General features: G+C 68.3%; 16 protein-coding genes. 7 read left to right on the plus strand and 9 right to left on the minus strand.

The window, feature by feature from the left end:
- Positions 1-113: 113 nt before the first annotated feature.
- The 4 genes from BM199_RS23595 to infC form a co-directional block, all read right to left on the minus strand.
- Complete coding sequence (locus BM199_RS23595; RefSeq protein ID WP_177242759.1) at positions 114-911, minus strand: TrmH family RNA methyltransferase; 798 nt, start codon at positions 909-911, stop codon at positions 114-116.
- Positions 912-937: 26 nt separating this feature from the next.
- A complete protein-coding gene (rplT, locus tag BM199_RS23600; RefSeq protein WP_091675520.1) occupies positions 938-1,309 on the minus strand; it encodes a 50S ribosomal protein L20 in 372 nt (123 codons plus the stop codon).
- Between the two features lie 69 nt (positions 1,310-1,378).
- Positions 1,379-1,573 carry a 50S ribosomal protein L35 gene (gene rpmI / locus BM199_RS23605; RefSeq protein ID WP_091675522.1) on the minus strand — a complete coding sequence of 65 codons (195 nt, stop codon included), beginning with the start codon at positions 1,571-1,573 and terminating at the stop codon, positions 1,379-1,381.
- A 77-nt stretch (positions 1,574-1,650) separates the two neighbouring features.
- Entirely contained in the window at positions 1,651-2,262 is a 612-nt protein-coding gene (gene infC / locus BM199_RS23610) for a translation initiation factor IF-3 (RefSeq protein ID WP_091675524.1), read from the minus strand.
- Positions 2,263-2,592: 330 nt separating this feature from the next.
- On the opposite strand from infC, the gene BM199_RS23615 reads away from it, so the two are divergent.
- Positions 2,593-2,889 (plus strand): DUF1844 domain-containing protein, encoded by a 297-nt coding sequence (locus BM199_RS23615; protein WP_425425579.1) that lies wholly within the window; start codon positions 2,593-2,595, stop codon positions 2,887-2,889.
- A gap of 853 nt (positions 2,890-3,742) precedes the next feature.
- On the opposite strand, the gene BM199_RS34995 is transcribed toward BM199_RS23615, so the two are convergent.
- Complete coding sequence (locus BM199_RS34995; RefSeq protein WP_281245743.1) at positions 3,743-3,874, minus strand: hypothetical protein; 132 nt, start codon at positions 3,872-3,874, stop codon at positions 3,743-3,745.
- A gap of 63 nt (positions 3,875-3,937) precedes the next feature.
- Here BM199_RS34995 and BM199_RS23625 point away from each other — a divergent pair, with 63 nt between their 5' ends.
- Complete coding sequence (locus BM199_RS23625) at positions 3,938-4,360, plus strand: hypothetical protein (protein WP_091675528.1); 423 nt, start codon at positions 3,938-3,940, stop codon at positions 4,358-4,360.
- A gap of 45 nt (positions 4,361-4,405) precedes the next feature.
- Here the strand turns inward: BM199_RS23625 and BM199_RS23630 are convergent, their stop codons facing one another.
- The 4 genes from BM199_RS23630 to BM199_RS23645 form a co-directional block, all read right to left on the minus strand.
- Positions 4,406-5,680 carry a hydroxyacid-oxoacid transhydrogenase gene (locus BM199_RS23630; RefSeq protein WP_091675530.1) on the minus strand — a complete coding sequence of 425 codons (1,275 nt, stop codon included), beginning with the start codon at positions 5,678-5,680 and terminating at the stop codon, positions 4,406-4,408.
- A 106-nt stretch (positions 5,681-5,786) separates the two neighbouring features.
- Positions 5,787-6,170, minus strand: coding sequence for a Rid family detoxifying hydrolase (locus BM199_RS23635; protein ID WP_091675532.1), 384 nt, complete (start codon positions 6,168-6,170; stop codon positions 5,787-5,789).
- Positions 6,171-6,217: 47 nt separating this feature from the next.
- Positions 6,218-6,967 carry an IclR family transcriptional regulator gene (locus BM199_RS23640; protein WP_091675535.1) on the minus strand — a complete coding sequence of 250 codons (750 nt, stop codon included), beginning with the start codon at positions 6,965-6,967 and terminating at the stop codon, positions 6,218-6,220.
- Positions 6,964-7,947 (minus strand): sugar kinase, encoded by a 984-nt coding sequence (locus BM199_RS23645; RefSeq protein ID WP_091675793.1) that lies wholly within the window; start codon positions 7,945-7,947, stop codon positions 6,964-6,966. The genes BM199_RS23640 and BM199_RS23645 overlap by 4 nt, the downstream gene beginning before the upstream one ends.
- 186 nt (positions 7,948-8,133) lie before the next feature.
- Between BM199_RS23645 and BM199_RS23650 the strand changes: the two genes are divergently transcribed.
- The 5 genes from BM199_RS23650 to BM199_RS23670 all read left to right on the plus strand — a co-directional run bounded on the left by BM199_RS23650 (position 8,134) and on the right by BM199_RS23670 (position 15,204).
- A complete protein-coding gene (locus tag BM199_RS23650; RefSeq protein ID WP_091675795.1) occupies positions 8,134-9,447 on the plus strand; it encodes an amino acid deaminase in 1,314 nt (437 codons plus the stop codon).
- 43 nt (positions 9,448-9,490) lie between these two features.
- Positions 9,491-11,104, plus strand: coding sequence for an N-acyl-D-amino-acid deacylase family protein (locus tag BM199_RS23655; protein WP_091675537.1), 1,614 nt, complete (start codon positions 9,491-9,493; stop codon positions 11,102-11,104).
- Between the two features lie 2 nt (positions 11,105-11,106).
- Complete coding sequence (locus BM199_RS23660) at positions 11,107-12,492, plus strand: GntP family permease (RefSeq protein ID WP_091675539.1); 1,386 nt, start codon at positions 11,107-11,109, stop codon at positions 12,490-12,492.
- A 49-nt stretch (positions 12,493-12,541) separates the two neighbouring features.
- Positions 12,542-13,687, plus strand: a complete 1,146-nt coding sequence (locus tag BM199_RS23665) for a lactonase family protein (RefSeq protein ID WP_091675541.1) — start codon at positions 12,542-12,544, stop codon at positions 13,685-13,687.
- A 224-nt stretch (positions 13,688-13,911) separates the two neighbouring features.
- Complete coding sequence (locus tag BM199_RS23670) at positions 13,912-15,204, plus strand: extracellular solute-binding protein (RefSeq protein WP_091675542.1); 1,293 nt, start codon at positions 13,912-13,914, stop codon at positions 15,202-15,204.
- The last annotated feature ends 11 nt before the right edge of the window (positions 15,205-15,215 follow it).

A 15,215-nucleotide genomic window follows, 5' to 3' on the forward strand; every position in this document is an offset into this window, starting at 1 on the left:
CACGGCTGCGGGACAGACAGCGTGCACGCACGGAGCGATTACCCTGCGATTCTAAGTGATCGGAATCGGGACACGGCCGGAGCCCTCGGCTGCGCGAGCGCGGATACCTGCACTCACCCGGTGGTGGGACGGCGGCGAGCCATCGCACTGGCGTAGAGGCACACAGCGGCGGCCGTGGCGAGGTTGAGGCTTTCCGCACGGCCGTAGAGCGGCACACGCAGCGCCCGGTCGGCCGCGCCGAGCGTCTCCTCGGGCAGCCCGTGCGCCTCGTTGCCCAGCAACCAGGCCGTCGGCTCGGTCAGCCAGTCGGCGGTCTCCAGGCTGGTGTCGGCGCTGCCATCGGCGGCGACGGTCCGCAGACCGGCCCGCTGACACGCGGCGAGCACGGCGTGCACGTCCCGGCTGCGCGCCAACGGGAGGTGGAACACGCTGCCGGTGGAGGCGCGCACGCACTTGCCGTTGTGCACGTCCACCGCGTCACCAGCGAGGACGACGGCGTCGGCACCCGCGGCATCGGCCACCCGGATAACCGTGCCCGCGTTACCGGGATCGGACACACCGACGAGCACCGCGACCAGTCCGGGACCGCCCGCCAGCGCCCGCTCCAGCGACACGGTCACCGTGTCGCAGACGGCGACGAGGCCCTGCGGGGTCACCGTTTCCGACAGCAGCTCCGCGGCTCTCCGGTCGATCATCGACACGCGCACGCTGCCGTCGGCCAGCGCCAGCACGTCGGCGTTGCGCCCGGCTGCGGCCTCCGTCACGAAGACCTCGTGCACGGTGCCGTGACCGAGCGCCTCGCGGACCGCCTGCGCGCCCTCGGCGAGGAAACGGCCCGCTTCCTCGCGGCCGGAACGGGTGGTCAGTTTCCGGGCAGCAACAACCCGGGGCGTCTTGTGCGAAAAGACCACCCCGGGCTGCTGGTTCACCGTACTGTTCAGGCCGTCTTCTGCGCGGGCACGTGCTGCTTGGCGAGCTCGGCCAGCGCCGTGAAGGCGGCGGCGTCGTTCACCGCGAGGTCCGCGAGGATCTTGCGGTCGACCTCGACACCAGCGACGCGCAGGCCCTGGATGAACCGGTTGTAGGTCACGCCGTTCTGCCGGGCGGCCGCGTTGATGCGGGTGATCCAGAGCTGCCGGAAGTCACCCTTGCGGGCACGACGGTCCCGGTAGGCGTAGTTGAGTGAGTGGAGCGTCTGCTCCTTGGCCTTGCGGTACAGCCGCGAACGCTGACCGCGGTAGCCGCTGGCCAGTTCGAGAGTTGCGCGACGCTTCTTCTGGGCGTTCACCGCCCGCTTGACGCGTGCCACGGGTCCATCCTGTCGATCAGGGGGCGCGATCGAGCGCCCCGGGGTTGGTTACAGCAAGTCCTGGGAGGTTCAGCGGCCGAGAAGGCGCTTCAACCGAGGCACGTCCTGAGCGGCGACCTCGGTGGTGCCCTCCAGCCTGCGGGCGAGCTTGCTGGACTTCTTCTCCATCAGGTGACGACGGCCGGCCTTCTGCCGACGCAGCTTGCCGCTACCGGTGATCCGGACGCGCTTGGCGGTCCCGCTGTGGGTCTTCATCTTCGGCATTCGTGGTCCTCTGCGTTTCTCATGCGGCAGCACACCGGAATCCGGTGTGCTGCTGGCTGTGCTGGCCGCCCGGGCGATCAGGATTCCGCTGTCTCGGCTTCCCGTGCCTTCGGCTTGGCCTTCACATTCTTGTACGGCGCCAAAACCATGATCATGTTTCGGCCGTCCTGCTTCGGGTTCGACTCGACGAACCCCAGCTCTTCGACGTCGTCGGCGAGCTTCTGCAGCAGCCGGAAACCGAGTTCCGGCCTGGACTGCTCCCGCCCGCGGAACATGATGGTCACCTTGACCTTGTTGCCGGCTGCGAGGAAGCGGGACACATGGCCCTTTTTCGTCTCGTAGTCGTGCTGGTCGATCTTGGGCCGCAGCTTCTGCTCTTTGATGACCGTCAGCTGCTGGTTACGGCGTGACTCGCGGGCCTTCTGCGCGCTCTCGTACTTGAACTTGCCGAAGTCCATGAGCTTGCACACCGGCGGTCGCGCCTGCGGAGCTACCTCGACGAGGTCGAGATCCGACTCCTGAGCGAGCCGCAGCGCATCCTCGATCCGGACGATGCCGACCTGTTCACCATTGGGTCCGACAAGCCGGACCTCCGGCACCCGGATGCGGTCGTTGATGCGTGTCTCGGAGCTGATGGGGCCTCCTTGGTCCGAGGAATAGTTGTCTATCGTTCTCGACCTGGTGCCCACATACCTCAGGCCCCGTCACCGCGTGGTGAGCAGGGCCCGCATTCCGATCGACGCCCGATCGACGGATCGGGCGCGACGCGAAGGCGACCACCGGAAATCCGACGGCTACTCTTCGCGTGACCGGACCCGGCCGCCTGGAGTACAGCGGCGACGCGGGTGGGAGCGGGGCTCCACTTGCGGCCCCCGATCGCTCGAGGGCTGGTCGCACGTGGAAGGGTACCAGACGTGGTAAACAGCGCTGACAACGAGGACATTTATTCCCGGCCGGAGTCCCCCGAAGCGGGCTCGGACCAGGTCGGGCGTTCACCGGACGACCGGGGACTCGAGGACATTCCCAGCGTCGAGGTGATCAGCAGGGCGGCCCTCATGCTGATGTCGGCGGCCGCGGAACGGCTCGGCCTCTCCGACGACGACCCCGACAACAGCCCGCACCGCGACCTCGACGAGGCGCGCAGGCTGATCACCGCGCTCGCCGGACTGGTCACCTCCTCAGTGCAGTACCTCGGCATGCACGCCGCTCCCCTGCGCGACGGGCTCAAGTCCCTCCAGCAGGCGTTCCGGGAATCCTCCGCCGTGCCCGACGCCCCCGGCCAGGGCCCCGGCGAGAAGTACACCGGCCCGGTCTGACCCCGTCCGGCGGCGTCGGCCCGGGGATGGTGCGTCTGCAAGTACCCTCGAGCAAGATCATCGACGCCGCCAACTAGCCCCAACCGCACTTTCCCGGGAAAGTGCGATGCGGGTGCTCGCGATGGGGTTTGCGGCGTGAGCGTCATGACCACCGCGATGATCGGTTTTCGGCTTCTCGATCAGTTCCCACCGCGCCTCCAGCCAGGACCGTCTTCGCGTGGCTGAACTTCACCTCGCCTCGTGATCAGACGCCGACCAACACGCCCTTGACATTCATTGGCACCGGTGCGGAAAACACGAGCTCTGCAGGCTTTATGGATAACGGGCTCCCACACTCGTCTGGCTCAACCAAATCTTGCCCCCACTGTCGGGTGTTCACCTGACACCGGGCGACTCGACATCTTCCTAGGGTCGAAGCCTCTGCGGTGCTCGATGCGGGAGCCCGTGGCGCCGGATGCCTGCAGGCGGAAGACGGTCCGGAGGTTTACGCAAGGCCACCGTAGCCACCTCGAGGGAGGCAATCGCGGCAACCACGTTCGGCACATCGGCCGAGTCCGTGCAATCCAGGAAGGCGCACAATGTCCACCATAAATCATTCAACGGGTCCGTCCCGACTGTTCCGAGCGATCAGCACAGCGGCTATCGCGACCGCCATTGCCGCCACCGCCGCGGCACCGGCATCGGCTTCGGTTACCGACAAACTCGAAGGCGACTGCAGCATCTGGGCACTCACGGACCGAGTCGACCGGTCTACGAACACCTACGGTTCCGGGAGAGTCACCTGCAAACACGACAACTACTTCGCGATAATCATCGAGGCAAAGCTGTACAAGAACGGGAGCCTGCGGAAGGTTCACCGGGAGACCTGCGGCGGTCCGCCGGTCAGCTCGTGTGGAGTGTCGACCGGCACAGTGCCCGGCTCCCGAGGCACCTGGAAGACCTCCGTCACCGCGTGGGCGAAGATCGGCAAGGAGTACAAGTACACCGCATCCCACTCAAAGACTTGGTGAGTTCGAGCTCGTCTCGACGGCAAGGAATTAGGTAGACCATGAAAAAGCGGATCCTGTCCATGCTCTCGATCCTCGCCATCGCGGCGCTTCCGATCATCGGGAGTGCGGCGTCGGCCACTGCGGCCCAGGCGCCCACAGCCGCGTCTGGAGGATGCAGCTCGAGCAAACCGTTCCACCCCGACTGCTTCAAGGTGGCCGTCGACAAGGTAGACCGTACGAACAAGTACTACGCACTCGGCAGCTATTCCGGCGGGCACAGTGGAACACTGCAGATAGAACTGGAGTACAAGGGCAACTTCAAACACAACAGCACTTTGTGCCATATCAACAGGACCTGCCGGGTCAGCACTTCATCGTTTTCCAAGTCAGGCGGCGGCAATCAGTCCATATGCGCGAAAATCCAATTCGGTGGAGTCCCGAACGGTAACGCAGGCCCATTCTGGAGCTGCAGGGTAATTTAGGATTCCCGTCCTGCGCGAGTACTGGCAATGCCAGTACTCGCGCAGTCACCAGTTGGTCATCGAGGCACGGAAGATTCCGGCCAGGTCGTGTTCCGTGACAGGGCGCGGGCAGACACCGAGCAGCCGCTGCTGCTTCAGCGCTCCCGCGACGAGACCATCGATGTCGCCCTCGCCGTACCCGACCTCCGACAGCCCGGCGGGAATGCCGATGTCGCGCATCAGCGATGCCAGCACCGAGGGCAACTGGTCCCGCGGGTCGTCCGTGCGCGGTGCGTCCGGCGCGAGCAGGTCGGCGGCCCGCAGGTGTCGTGCCGGATCGGTGGGAAAGGTGAAGCGGAACGCGGCCGGCGCTGTCAGCGAGACCGACTGGCCGTGCGGCACCAGCGGGCCGGGTGGGTATCCCGCCGGCTCGTAGTCCCGCACCATTCCGGCGATCGGGTAGCCGCAGGCGTGCGGAACGTGCACCCCGGCGTTGCCGAAGCCCATGCCCGCGAATGTCGCGGCGAGCATCACCTCCGTCCGCGCCTCCAGATTCCCGCCGGTCAGTACGGCTGCGCGGAACGACCGGCCGAGCAGGCGCATGGCCTGCTCGGCCCACATGTCCGAGATCGGGTTCGAACCGCAGTAGGCGACCCTCGTCTCCGGTGTGTGCCGGGGGAACGCGTGGTAGGGCTTGGCCGTGTAGGACTCCAGCGCGTGGCAGAGGACGTCCATTCCGCTCGCCGCCGTGACCGCGGCGGGCAGGGTGAGGGTGACCAGCGGGTCCACAACGGCAAGGGTGGGCCGCAGCCTCGGGTGACTGATCCCGGTCTTGACCTTCAGGTCCAGCAGGTCGAGAACGCATACCGGAGTACTCTCCGCCCCGGTGCCCGCGGTGGTCGGCACGGCCACCAGCGGTTTGAGCGGGCCAGGCGGCGCCTTGCCTTCACCGATCGGCTTGTTCAGGTACTCGCTCAGCTCCCCGGGGTAGCTGGTGAGCAGATTGACCGCCTTCGCGGTATCGATCGCGGAACCGCCGCCGACCGCGATAAACCCGTCCCACTCCGAACCGCGGGCGAACTCCACCGCCTCGGCCAGGCTCGTGTCGGTGGGCTCGACGTGCACCCCGTCGTAGGTCTCGACCGTCAGCCCGGCCGCCTTGGCCGCATCGGCGACGCGTTGCGGGATGCCGGTGGCCACCAGGCCGGGATCGGTCACGATCAACACCCTGGCTGCGCCCTGCTGGGCCAGGTCGTGGCCGATCTCGTCGATCGCGCCCGCACCGAACTTCAGCGGCACGCCGCCCCAGGTGAAGACCGTCTCGTTCAGGTACTCCGTCAAGTCCCGCCTCCGCCGTGTCCCGATCGATCTTGCCTCGGTCGAAGAATCAACCGACGTTGACACGACGGGGCGGGCCCGTCAACGTGCTCAGCGCCCAAAGAACCGCTCAGGAGTCCAGCACCGCGAGGGCGTCGATCTCGACCAGCAGTCCGGCGGGCAGTCCGACGTACACCGTGGTCCGCGCCGCGAACGGCTCACGAACGAGCGCGTTGTAGGTCTCGTTGAACTCGGCGAAGTGCCCCGTGTCGGTCAGATAGACCCGCATCATCACGACGTCGTCGAGACTCGCGCCGGCGGCCTTGAGCACCGCCTCGAGATTGCGGACCGTCTGCCGTGCCTGCTCGGCCACCGTGCCGCCCGCGACCTCACCGGTCGCCGGATCGAGCCCGACCTGCCCGGCGACCTGCAGGATATTGCCCTTGCGCGCGGCCTGGGCGTACGCGGCCACCGGTGTGGGCGCGTTCTCCGTGCTGATCGTGGTCTTCGTCATCGAGTTCCCTTCCTGTCGTTGCTCATTGAGGTGTATGCACATGAGCGTTATTGCCCCTTGCTCCATCCACTGAGGAGCGACGCCGACTCCGCGGCGGCGAGCAGTTCCGGCACCAGTGCCATGAGGCCCTCGTAGTCGAGCAGGACCCGAGGCACGGACAGCGACACCGCCGCCAGTGTGGTCCCGCCCTGCCCACGGATGGGCGCGGCGATGCAGTGGATGAAGTCCTCGTGCTCGGAGTTGTCCACGGCGTATCCGCGCTCGGCCACCACCGCGAGTTCGGCGAGGTACTCCTCCGGTCCGGCGATGGTGTTCGCGGTCATCCGCGAGTACTCGATCCCGGCGGCGACATCGGCACGCCGCTGTTCGGGCAGCGCGGCCACCAGCACCTTGCCCACGGCCGTGCAGTGCAGTGCCGCCCTTTTACCGACCCTGGAGTACATCCGGACCGAATGCCTGCCCTCGAACTTGTCGATGTAGACGACTTCGCCGTCCTCGTAGCTGGCCAGGTGCACGGTGTGCCCAGTTCGTTCGTTGAGCTCGGCCAGTGCGGGCTCGGCGCTTCGCCGCACGTCCCGCTGCTCGAGCGCCTGGTTGGCGAGATCGAACAGGGCGCTGCCCAGCCGGTAGTGGCGCGGGCCCTCCCGGTGGACGAAGTGATGAGCCTCCAGCGTGCGCAGCAGCCGCAAAACGGTCGACTTGTGCACGCCGACCTCCTCGGCCAGCTCGTCGAGTGTGCGTGCGTCCCTCGCGAGCCCACCCAGCAGACTCAACGCCCGATCCAGACTCTGGCTCATGTCTCTCGCTTCACTCGTCGGCGGTGTTCGTCCGGTTGCGCTCGCCGCCGGACGCCACGATCGGTCAGTTCGGCGGCCGCCCACCCGCTCTCGTCGGCCTCCAGCAGTTCGCCGACGACTCCGGGCGGCAGTGGCAGGCCAACATCATCCTGGGTCAGCAACGTCGACGCCGCCTGCAGGTGCCCCTGCCGCAGGCGGAACCGGGGCGTGGCGCCGCGGAGGGTAGCGGCGAGAAATCCCGCCGCGAAGGCATCTCCCGCCCCCACCGGTTCCACGACCCGCACCCGCAACGCGGGCTCGAACACCGCGTCCCGTCCGTGTTCCAGCAGCGTCGCGCCCCGCTCGCCGTGTTTGACCACCACGGTGGACGGTTGCGGAAGCAGGGCACGCAGCCTGCCCACATCTCCGGTCCCCCACACCGCCTCCGCCTCGTCATCACCGACCAGCACGATGTCGGCGAGCGCGGCAAGTTCGGCGAGCAGCGCACCATCCCGTCCTGGCCAGAGTGCGGGACGCCAGTTGACGTCGAAGGAAACCAGCCTGCCCTCGCGCGGAGCGGTCAGCACCGCACGGACCAGGTCGGCGCAACTCGGCGACAGTGCGGGGGTGATGCCGCTGAGATGAATCAGCCGTACACCCCGTAGATCCAGCTCGGCCAGCAGGCCGGGACCCATGCCGGAGGCCGCCGATCCCGCCCGGTAGTAACGCACAGGGCTGCCGGTTGTCCCGGATTCCTTGAAGTACACCCCGGTCGGTCTGCCCGGGTCCACATAGGTCGCGGTGACGTCGACGCCCGAGGCGGCGATCTCGTCGAGCAACGCACGGCCGAAGGAGTCGGCGCCGACCGCACTCACCCAGGCACTGGACACACCGAGCCCGGCGAGATGACATGCCACATTGGACTCGGCACCCCCGATGGTCCGGTTCCAGGTCCGCACCCGGTGCGCGGGACCCGATTCCGACGGCACGAACACCGCCATGGACTCACCGAGGCACAGCACCTCGGGAGCAGGAGCACCGCCCGCCACTGACACCCTCCAGACTCGTCCTGGTTCTCGCAGCGTTGACCTGCCGCACCGGCGATGCTACACCTTTGTGATGCATTACACGCAACTTGCGTTGCATACAGTGCAACGTCAGGATTCCGGGGGCCTTCGATGAACCACATGCGGGCGAGCGCGGGCACACTCGACTCCGGGGCCGTGGCGGACATCCGCACCGAACGTCTCGACTGGCGGTTCAAGTCGATCCCCACCGAACTGTGCGGCAAGACCATCGAGGAGGCCACCGCCGAGCGGCCGCACTTGTTCGAGGACGGCTTCCTCGGCCCGTTCGTGGTACTCGAGTCCACCGCGCTGGAGCACAATCTCGCCACTATGGCCACATGGTGCGCGGCACACGGCGTGGCGCTGGCTCCCCACGGCAAAACCACGATGGCGCCACAGTTGTTCGAGCGTCAGCTCCAGCACGGCGCCTGGGGGATCACCGCCGCCAACGCGGGGCAGCTCCGCGTGTACCGCGCGTTCGGCGTATCGCGGATCCTGCTCGCGAACCAACTGGTCGACGCGTCGGCCCTGCGCTGGCTGGCGGGCGAACTGGACCGCGATCCGGCGTTCGAGTTCACCTGCTGGGTCGACTCCGTGCACGCGGTGAGACTGATGACCGAAGCCCTCACCGCGGCCAGCGCCAGCCGTCCCGTCGACGTGGTCGTCGAACTCGGAGCCGCCGGCGGACGAACCGGCGTACGGGACCGCGCGACCGCGCTCGCCGTAGCAGCGGCCGTACGGAACAGTCCCATGCTGCGCCTGACCGGCGCCGGAGGCTACGAGGGCGCGCTCGCCCACGATGCCTCACCCACCTCACTCGCCCGGATCGACTCCTACCTGGACGATCTGCGTTCACTGGTAATCGCACTGTCCGAACAGGACACGCTGGACCGGTCCCGGCCGACCCTCGTCACGGCGGGCGGCAGCGCCTTCTTCGACCGGGTCGCCGAGGGGATCACCACCGGCTGGCCGCCGGACCTGAACGTGTTGCCGATTCTGCGCAGCGGCGCCTATCTCACCCACGACGACGGCTTCTACCGCGGGATCTCCCCACTCGGCACGTCTCCGCGCGCCGAGGGCGCGCCGCTGCGTTCGGCGTTGCGCGCGTGGGCGCAGGTGACCTCGAAACCCGAGCCGCGCCTTGCGCTGCTCACCCTCGGCAGGCGCGACGCTTCCTTCGACCAGGGGCTGCCCGAACCGCAGTGGCACCGAGCAGCCGGCCATCCGCCCACCCGGCTCAACGGGCACGAGGTCACAGCACTCAACGACCAGCACGCGTTCCTCAGGCTGCCGGAGGGTTCGGCCGTGGAAGTCGGCGACTGGATCGGGCTGGGGCTGTCCCATCCCTGCACGGTCTTCGACAAGTGGTCCCTGCTGCCGGTCGTGGACAGCGACGGAGAGACCGTCATCGACTTCGTCCGCACCTACTTCTGACGCGCCGCCCACTCCCCCGTCTCCCAGTCCCCCGAGGAGCGACATGGATCTCGTCATACGCGGCGCGCGCATCGCCGATGGCACCGGTCAGCCCCTGTACTCGGGCGACGTGGGCGTCTCGGCCGGGCGGATCGCCGAGATCACCGGTGCGGGAACGCTCACCGGCCGCAGGACAGTCGATGCCGACGGACTCGTACTGGCTCCCGGGTTCATCGACATGCATTCCCACTCCGACCTCCAGTTGCTGGCCGCGCCCGACCACCTGGTCAAGCTCGGTCAGGGGGTGACCACCGAGGTGCTCGGCCAGGACGGGCTGTCGTACGCGCCGGTGGACGACACCACACTCGAGGCCCTGCGCGCACAACTGGCGGGTTGGAACGACGACCCCCCGGGCTTCGAGTGGGACTGGCGCTCCGTCGGCGGGTACCTCGACCGCCTCGACCGGGGGGTCGCGGTGAACGCCGCGTATCTGGTCCCCCAGGGCACGGTGCGGATGCTGGCGGTCGGCTGGACTGACCGTCCCGCCACCGCCGCTGAACTCGACCGCATGCGGGAACTCGTGGCCACCGGGCTGGACGAGGGCGCGGTGGGCATGTCCGCCGGGCTGACCTACACCCCGGGAATGTATGCGGACACCGCCGAGCTGGTCTCGCTGTGCGAGGTGGTCGGCGCCCGAGGCGGATACTTCTGTCCGCACCACCGTAGTTACGGAGCGGGCGCGCTCGAGGCGTTCGCCGAGATGGTGGACGTCAGCCGTCGCGCCGGCTGCCCGCTGCACCTCGCCCACGCCACGATGAACTTCTCGGTCAACAGGGGCAGAGCGCCGGAGCTGCTCGGCCTGCTGGACACCGCCATCGCGGACGGCTGCGACATCTCCCTCGACACCTACCCGTACCTGCCGGGAGCGACCTACCTCTCGGCGCTGCTCCCCAGCTGGGCGGCGGAGGGCGGGTTGGACGCGACGTTACGCCGACTGTCCGATCCGGACACACGGGAGCGGATCAGGTCCGCCATCGAGGACACCGGATCCGACGGTGCGCACGGTGTGCCGGTCGACTGGACCGGGATCGAGATCAACGCCGTGCGGCGTCCGGAGAACGAGCACCTGCTCGGCCATACCGTCGCCGAGTCCGCGCGTAGGGCGGGAATGGCTCCCGCCGCGCTGTACTTCGAGGTCCTGCTCAGCGAGCGGCTCGGGACCTCCTGTCTGATGCATGTCGGCGACGAGGACAACGTGCGCACGATCATGCGCCATGCCGCGCACACGGGCGGCAGCGACGGCCTCCTGGTCGGTGCCCGTCCCCACCCGCGCGCGTGGGGCACGTTCCCCCGCTACCTCGGCCACTACGTGCGCGAACTCGGGGTGCTCGACCTCGCCGAGTGCGTCGCACACCTCACCGGTCGTGCCGCGCGGCGGTTGCGGCTGGCCGACCGGGGCCTTGTGCGGTGCGGCCACGCGGCCGACATCGTGCTGTTCGATCCGGCCACCGTCACCGACACCGCGACGTTCGCCGAGCCCCGGCAGCAGCCGGCCGGCATTCCCCACGTCTGGGTCAACGGGGTGGCGGCGATCGAGGACGGAAGGCCCACCGGTGCGCTCGCCGGGCACTCGCTGCGCGGACAGCGCGGACAGCGCGCTCGTCGGAGCGGGCAATGAGCGTGGTCGACTGGCTGCAGCACTCCACGGGGGGGCTGCTGACGCTGGCCGCGGTGTCCATCGCGGCGCTGCTCCTGCTGATCATCCGGCTCCGGATGGAGCCGTTCATCGCGTTGATCGTGATCGGGCTGCTGACCGCGCTGGCCGCGGGCCTGCCGGTGGAGTCCATTGTGGGGTCCGCGCAGAAGGCCTCGGGATCGTTGCTGGAGGAGGGATTCGGCGGGATCCTCGGCCATATCGCCGCGATCATCGGGCTCGGCACCCTGCTGGGCGCGATGCTGGAGAAGTCCGGCGGGGCGCAGGTGCTGACCTCGGCGCTGCTGCGGGCATTCGGCCAGCGGCGAGCCCCGCTCGCCATGGGTATCGCCGGGCTCATCTTCGGCATTCCGGTGTTCTTCGACATCGGCATCTTCGTGCTGGCCCCGCTGGTCTACGTCGCGGCACGGCAGGGCGGGCGCTCGATGCTGCTCTACTGCCTTCCGCTGGTCGCCGGACTGTCGGTGACGCACGCGTTCCTGCCGCCACACCCCGGCCCCGTCGCCGCCGCGGGCCTGCTCGAGGTGGACCTCGGCTGGATCATCCTGATGGGCGCGGCGTGCGGCATCCCGGCCTGGTTCGTCGGCGGAGTCCTGTTCTCCTCCTGGATCGGCAACCGGATCGACGTGCCCGTACCCCAGGAGATGCTGGTCACCGACGGGGAACAGGCTGATGAGAACCCGCCGTCGCTGGGGTTGGTTTCGGCGATCATCGCGGTCCCACTGGTGCTGATCCTGGCGGGCACGTTCGGCAGCATCTGGCTGCCGGACGGTTCCCGGCTCGCCGGGGTGGCCGCGTTCGCGGGTACCCCGGCTGTCGCCCTCACCGGTGCCGTCCTGGCGGCGTTCTGGTTGCTCGGCAGGCGGCGGGGGATGACCGCGGTGCAGCTGAGCGAACTGTCCGCCACCGCGCTGCGGCCGGTCGCGATGATCCTCCTCGTGGTCGGTGCGGGCGCGTTCTTCGGTGCCGTGCTGTCGGCGACCGGAATCGGAACGGCGGTCGCCGGTTCACTCGACTCGGCGGGCCTGCCGGTGATCCTGGCCGCCTACGTGATCAGTTGCGGTATGCGTATCGCGCAGGGATCGGCGACCGTCGCCATCGTCACGACGAGCGGGATCATCGCGCCCACGGTCGTCCAACTCGGCTACACCCAGCCACAACTCGCGCTGCTGGTTGTCGCGATCTCCGCGGGATCGATCATCGCTTCGCATGTGAACGACGGCGGGTTCTGGATCGTCTCGCGCTATTTCGGCATTTCGGTCGCCGACACACTGCGCACGTGGACAGTGCTGGAGACCGTGCTGTCGCTGACCGGATTCGGCGTCTCGGCCGCGTTGATGGCCGTCATCTAGACCACCGCGCACGGGCGCGGGAACCACTGGGTACACAACGGGCAAGGAGATGAGCGGAATGGATCGTCGAAGTTTCCTCGGGGCGGCCGGGATCGCCGGGCTGGGCACGGTGCTCGCCGCGCCGGGGGCGTTCGCCGCACCACGAAGCGCGGAAGCCGCGGGCTGGGGCGGCCGGACGGTGTTTCTCGGCAGCTACTCGACCTGGGGGTCGCCTCCGGGTGAGGGGCTTCAGGTGGCCACCAGGTCCAGGGCCGCGCTGGACATCGTGGACACCGTGCCCGATGTTCCCGACGCCTCGTTCTTCGCGTTCTCCGTCGACCGTCGGCGGATGTACGTGACGAACGAGCTCGTGCCGGACGGCAGGGTCACCGCTCTGGACGTCTGCGATCCCCGGCGCCCACGCGTGTTGGGCTCCCGCCCGACGCAGGGTGCCGGACCGACGCACCTCAGCGTGCATCCGGGCGGGCGGCACCTGTTGACCGCGAACTACACCGACGGAACCGTTGTGGTGCACCCGATCCTGCGGGACGGCTCGCTGGGTGAGGTGACGGACCTGGTGCGGCACACCGGCGATGAGCGCGAACCACACGCGCACCAGGTGCTCACCGATCCCAGCGGCCGCTGGGTGCTCGCTGTCGACCTCGGCGCGGACTCGGTGTACGTGTACCGCCTCGACCGCAGGTCCGGCACGCTCGCGCAGCACCGGCAGGTGCGCCTGCCTTCGGGAGCGGGGCCACGTCATCTCGCGTTCCATCCCGGCGGCCGGTTCGCCTACATACTCGGGGAGTTGCGACCGGAGATCACCGTCGCGGCTTGGAACCCGCACAGTGGCGAACTCACCCTCGGCGAACCGGTGCCCACGGTCGACGACGACGCGCCACAGCCGCAGTACCCGGCCGAGATCACCGTCTCAGGGGACGGGCGATTCGTCTATGCGAGCAACCGGGGCGAGGACACGATCGCGACGCTGGCCGTCGGGAGCGGCGGCGGCGCGCTACGCCGGATCGGCAACGTCAGCACCGGGGGCGTCTGGCCCCGGCATTTCACTCTTGACCCTTCGCAGCGCTGGATCTATGTGGCGAACCAGCGCTCGGGCACGGTCACCTGGCTCCCCCGGGATCCCCGCACCGGCCTACCGGGCCCTGTCACGGGCTCGGTGAGCGTGCCGTCAGCCGCCATCGTCGCCTTCGCCTGAGTTGGTGCGTCTGCAAGTACACCCAAGCAAGATCAGCAGCGCCGTTTTCTACCGCCAAGCGCGACCCGCTTGGCGGTAGAAAAACGACCTCTCGATCTTGCTCGGTAGTACTTGCAGACGCCCCATCTTGATTGGTCTAGACCCCTTGTTTGGGGTGCCGGGTGGTTCTACGATCTGTTGCTAATGGTGAAACGCAGATTGCAAATAGTGCAACGGGGTTACCAATGACAATCACTCGAACGATCGCGGCGGCCCTCGCCGCGTTTACTGCCATGGCCACTGTGGCCTGCGCCCCTGCCCAGTCCGGTCCGGCAGGCGAGGGTGGCGATGCCCAGACGGGCCCCCTGCGGGTCTGGCTCTTCGACGAGGCCAACCGGGCACCGAAGGAAGCCGTGGTGAACGAGGCCATCGCCGCGTTCGAAGCGGCACACGAGGGCGTGGAGGTCGACGTCCAGTGGGTGGCGGTCGAGGGCCGTGCGGACAAGTTCTCCGGCGCCTTCAACGACCCGTCCAACGCGCCTGATGTCGCCGAGTTCGGCAACACCGACGTCGCCAGCTACGTCGAGACCGGCGCGATGGCCGACCTCACCTCGGACATCGAGTCCTGGGAGCACGGCGCGGATCTGCTCCCGAGCGTGCTGGACACGGCCAAAGTGGACGGCAAGGTCTACGGCCTTCCCTGGTTCACCGGAGTCCGTGCGCTCTACTACCGCACCGATGTCTTCGACGAACTCGACATGCAGCCTCCCACCACATTGGACGAACTGGCCGACACGGCAAGGGAGATCCGGAAGCAGAAGCCGGAGCTCTACGGAATCTCCGTCGGCGGGAAGTACACGTACGCGATGCTGCCGTTCCTCTGGGCCCACGGCGGCGAGCTCGCCACCCAGGAGGGCGACCGGTGGCGCGCGTCCCTCAGCTCGGACGCGGCACAGCGAGGCGTCACCGCCTACACCGAGCTGATCAGCGCCGACATCTGCCCGCCGCAGCAGTGCGCGGACATGACGGGAACGCAAAGCGTGCAGGCCTTCTCGGGAGGCAAGGCCGCGATGACCATCGGTGGCGACTTCAACCGCAAGGCCGTCGAGGAGGGGCTCGGCGACACCTTCGGCGTCGTCCCGCTGCCCGGCACCGACAAGGGCTCCATCGCCCCCGCGTTCGCCGGTGGCAACCTGCTCGGCGTCTTCGACGCCAGTGAACGTCGCGGCCTCGCCGTGGAGTTCACCCAGCTGCTCGGCAGCCCCGAGTACCAGTCCAAAATGTACGAGGCGATGGGCAACCTGCCGACACTGTCGGGAACCCAGTCGGAGCTGGCCGGTTCGGATGAGTTCCTCACCCCGTTCATCGACACCCTGCAGGCAGGCACGAAGTTCGTCCCGGCCACCCCCGCCTGGTCCCAGATCGACGCACAGCAGATCCTGCCGACGGCTGTCCAGCAGGTGGTGACCGGGGAGCAGGACGTGCGGCAGGCGCTCTCCGGTGCGGCCGAGCAGATGAACAGCGCCTTCGGCGGGTGAGGCAGGTATGA

Source organism: Amycolatopsis marina (assembly GCF_900111885.1).
Classification (GTDB): Bacteria; Actinomycetota; Actinomycetes; order Mycobacteriales; family Pseudonocardiaceae; genus Amycolatopsis; species Amycolatopsis marina.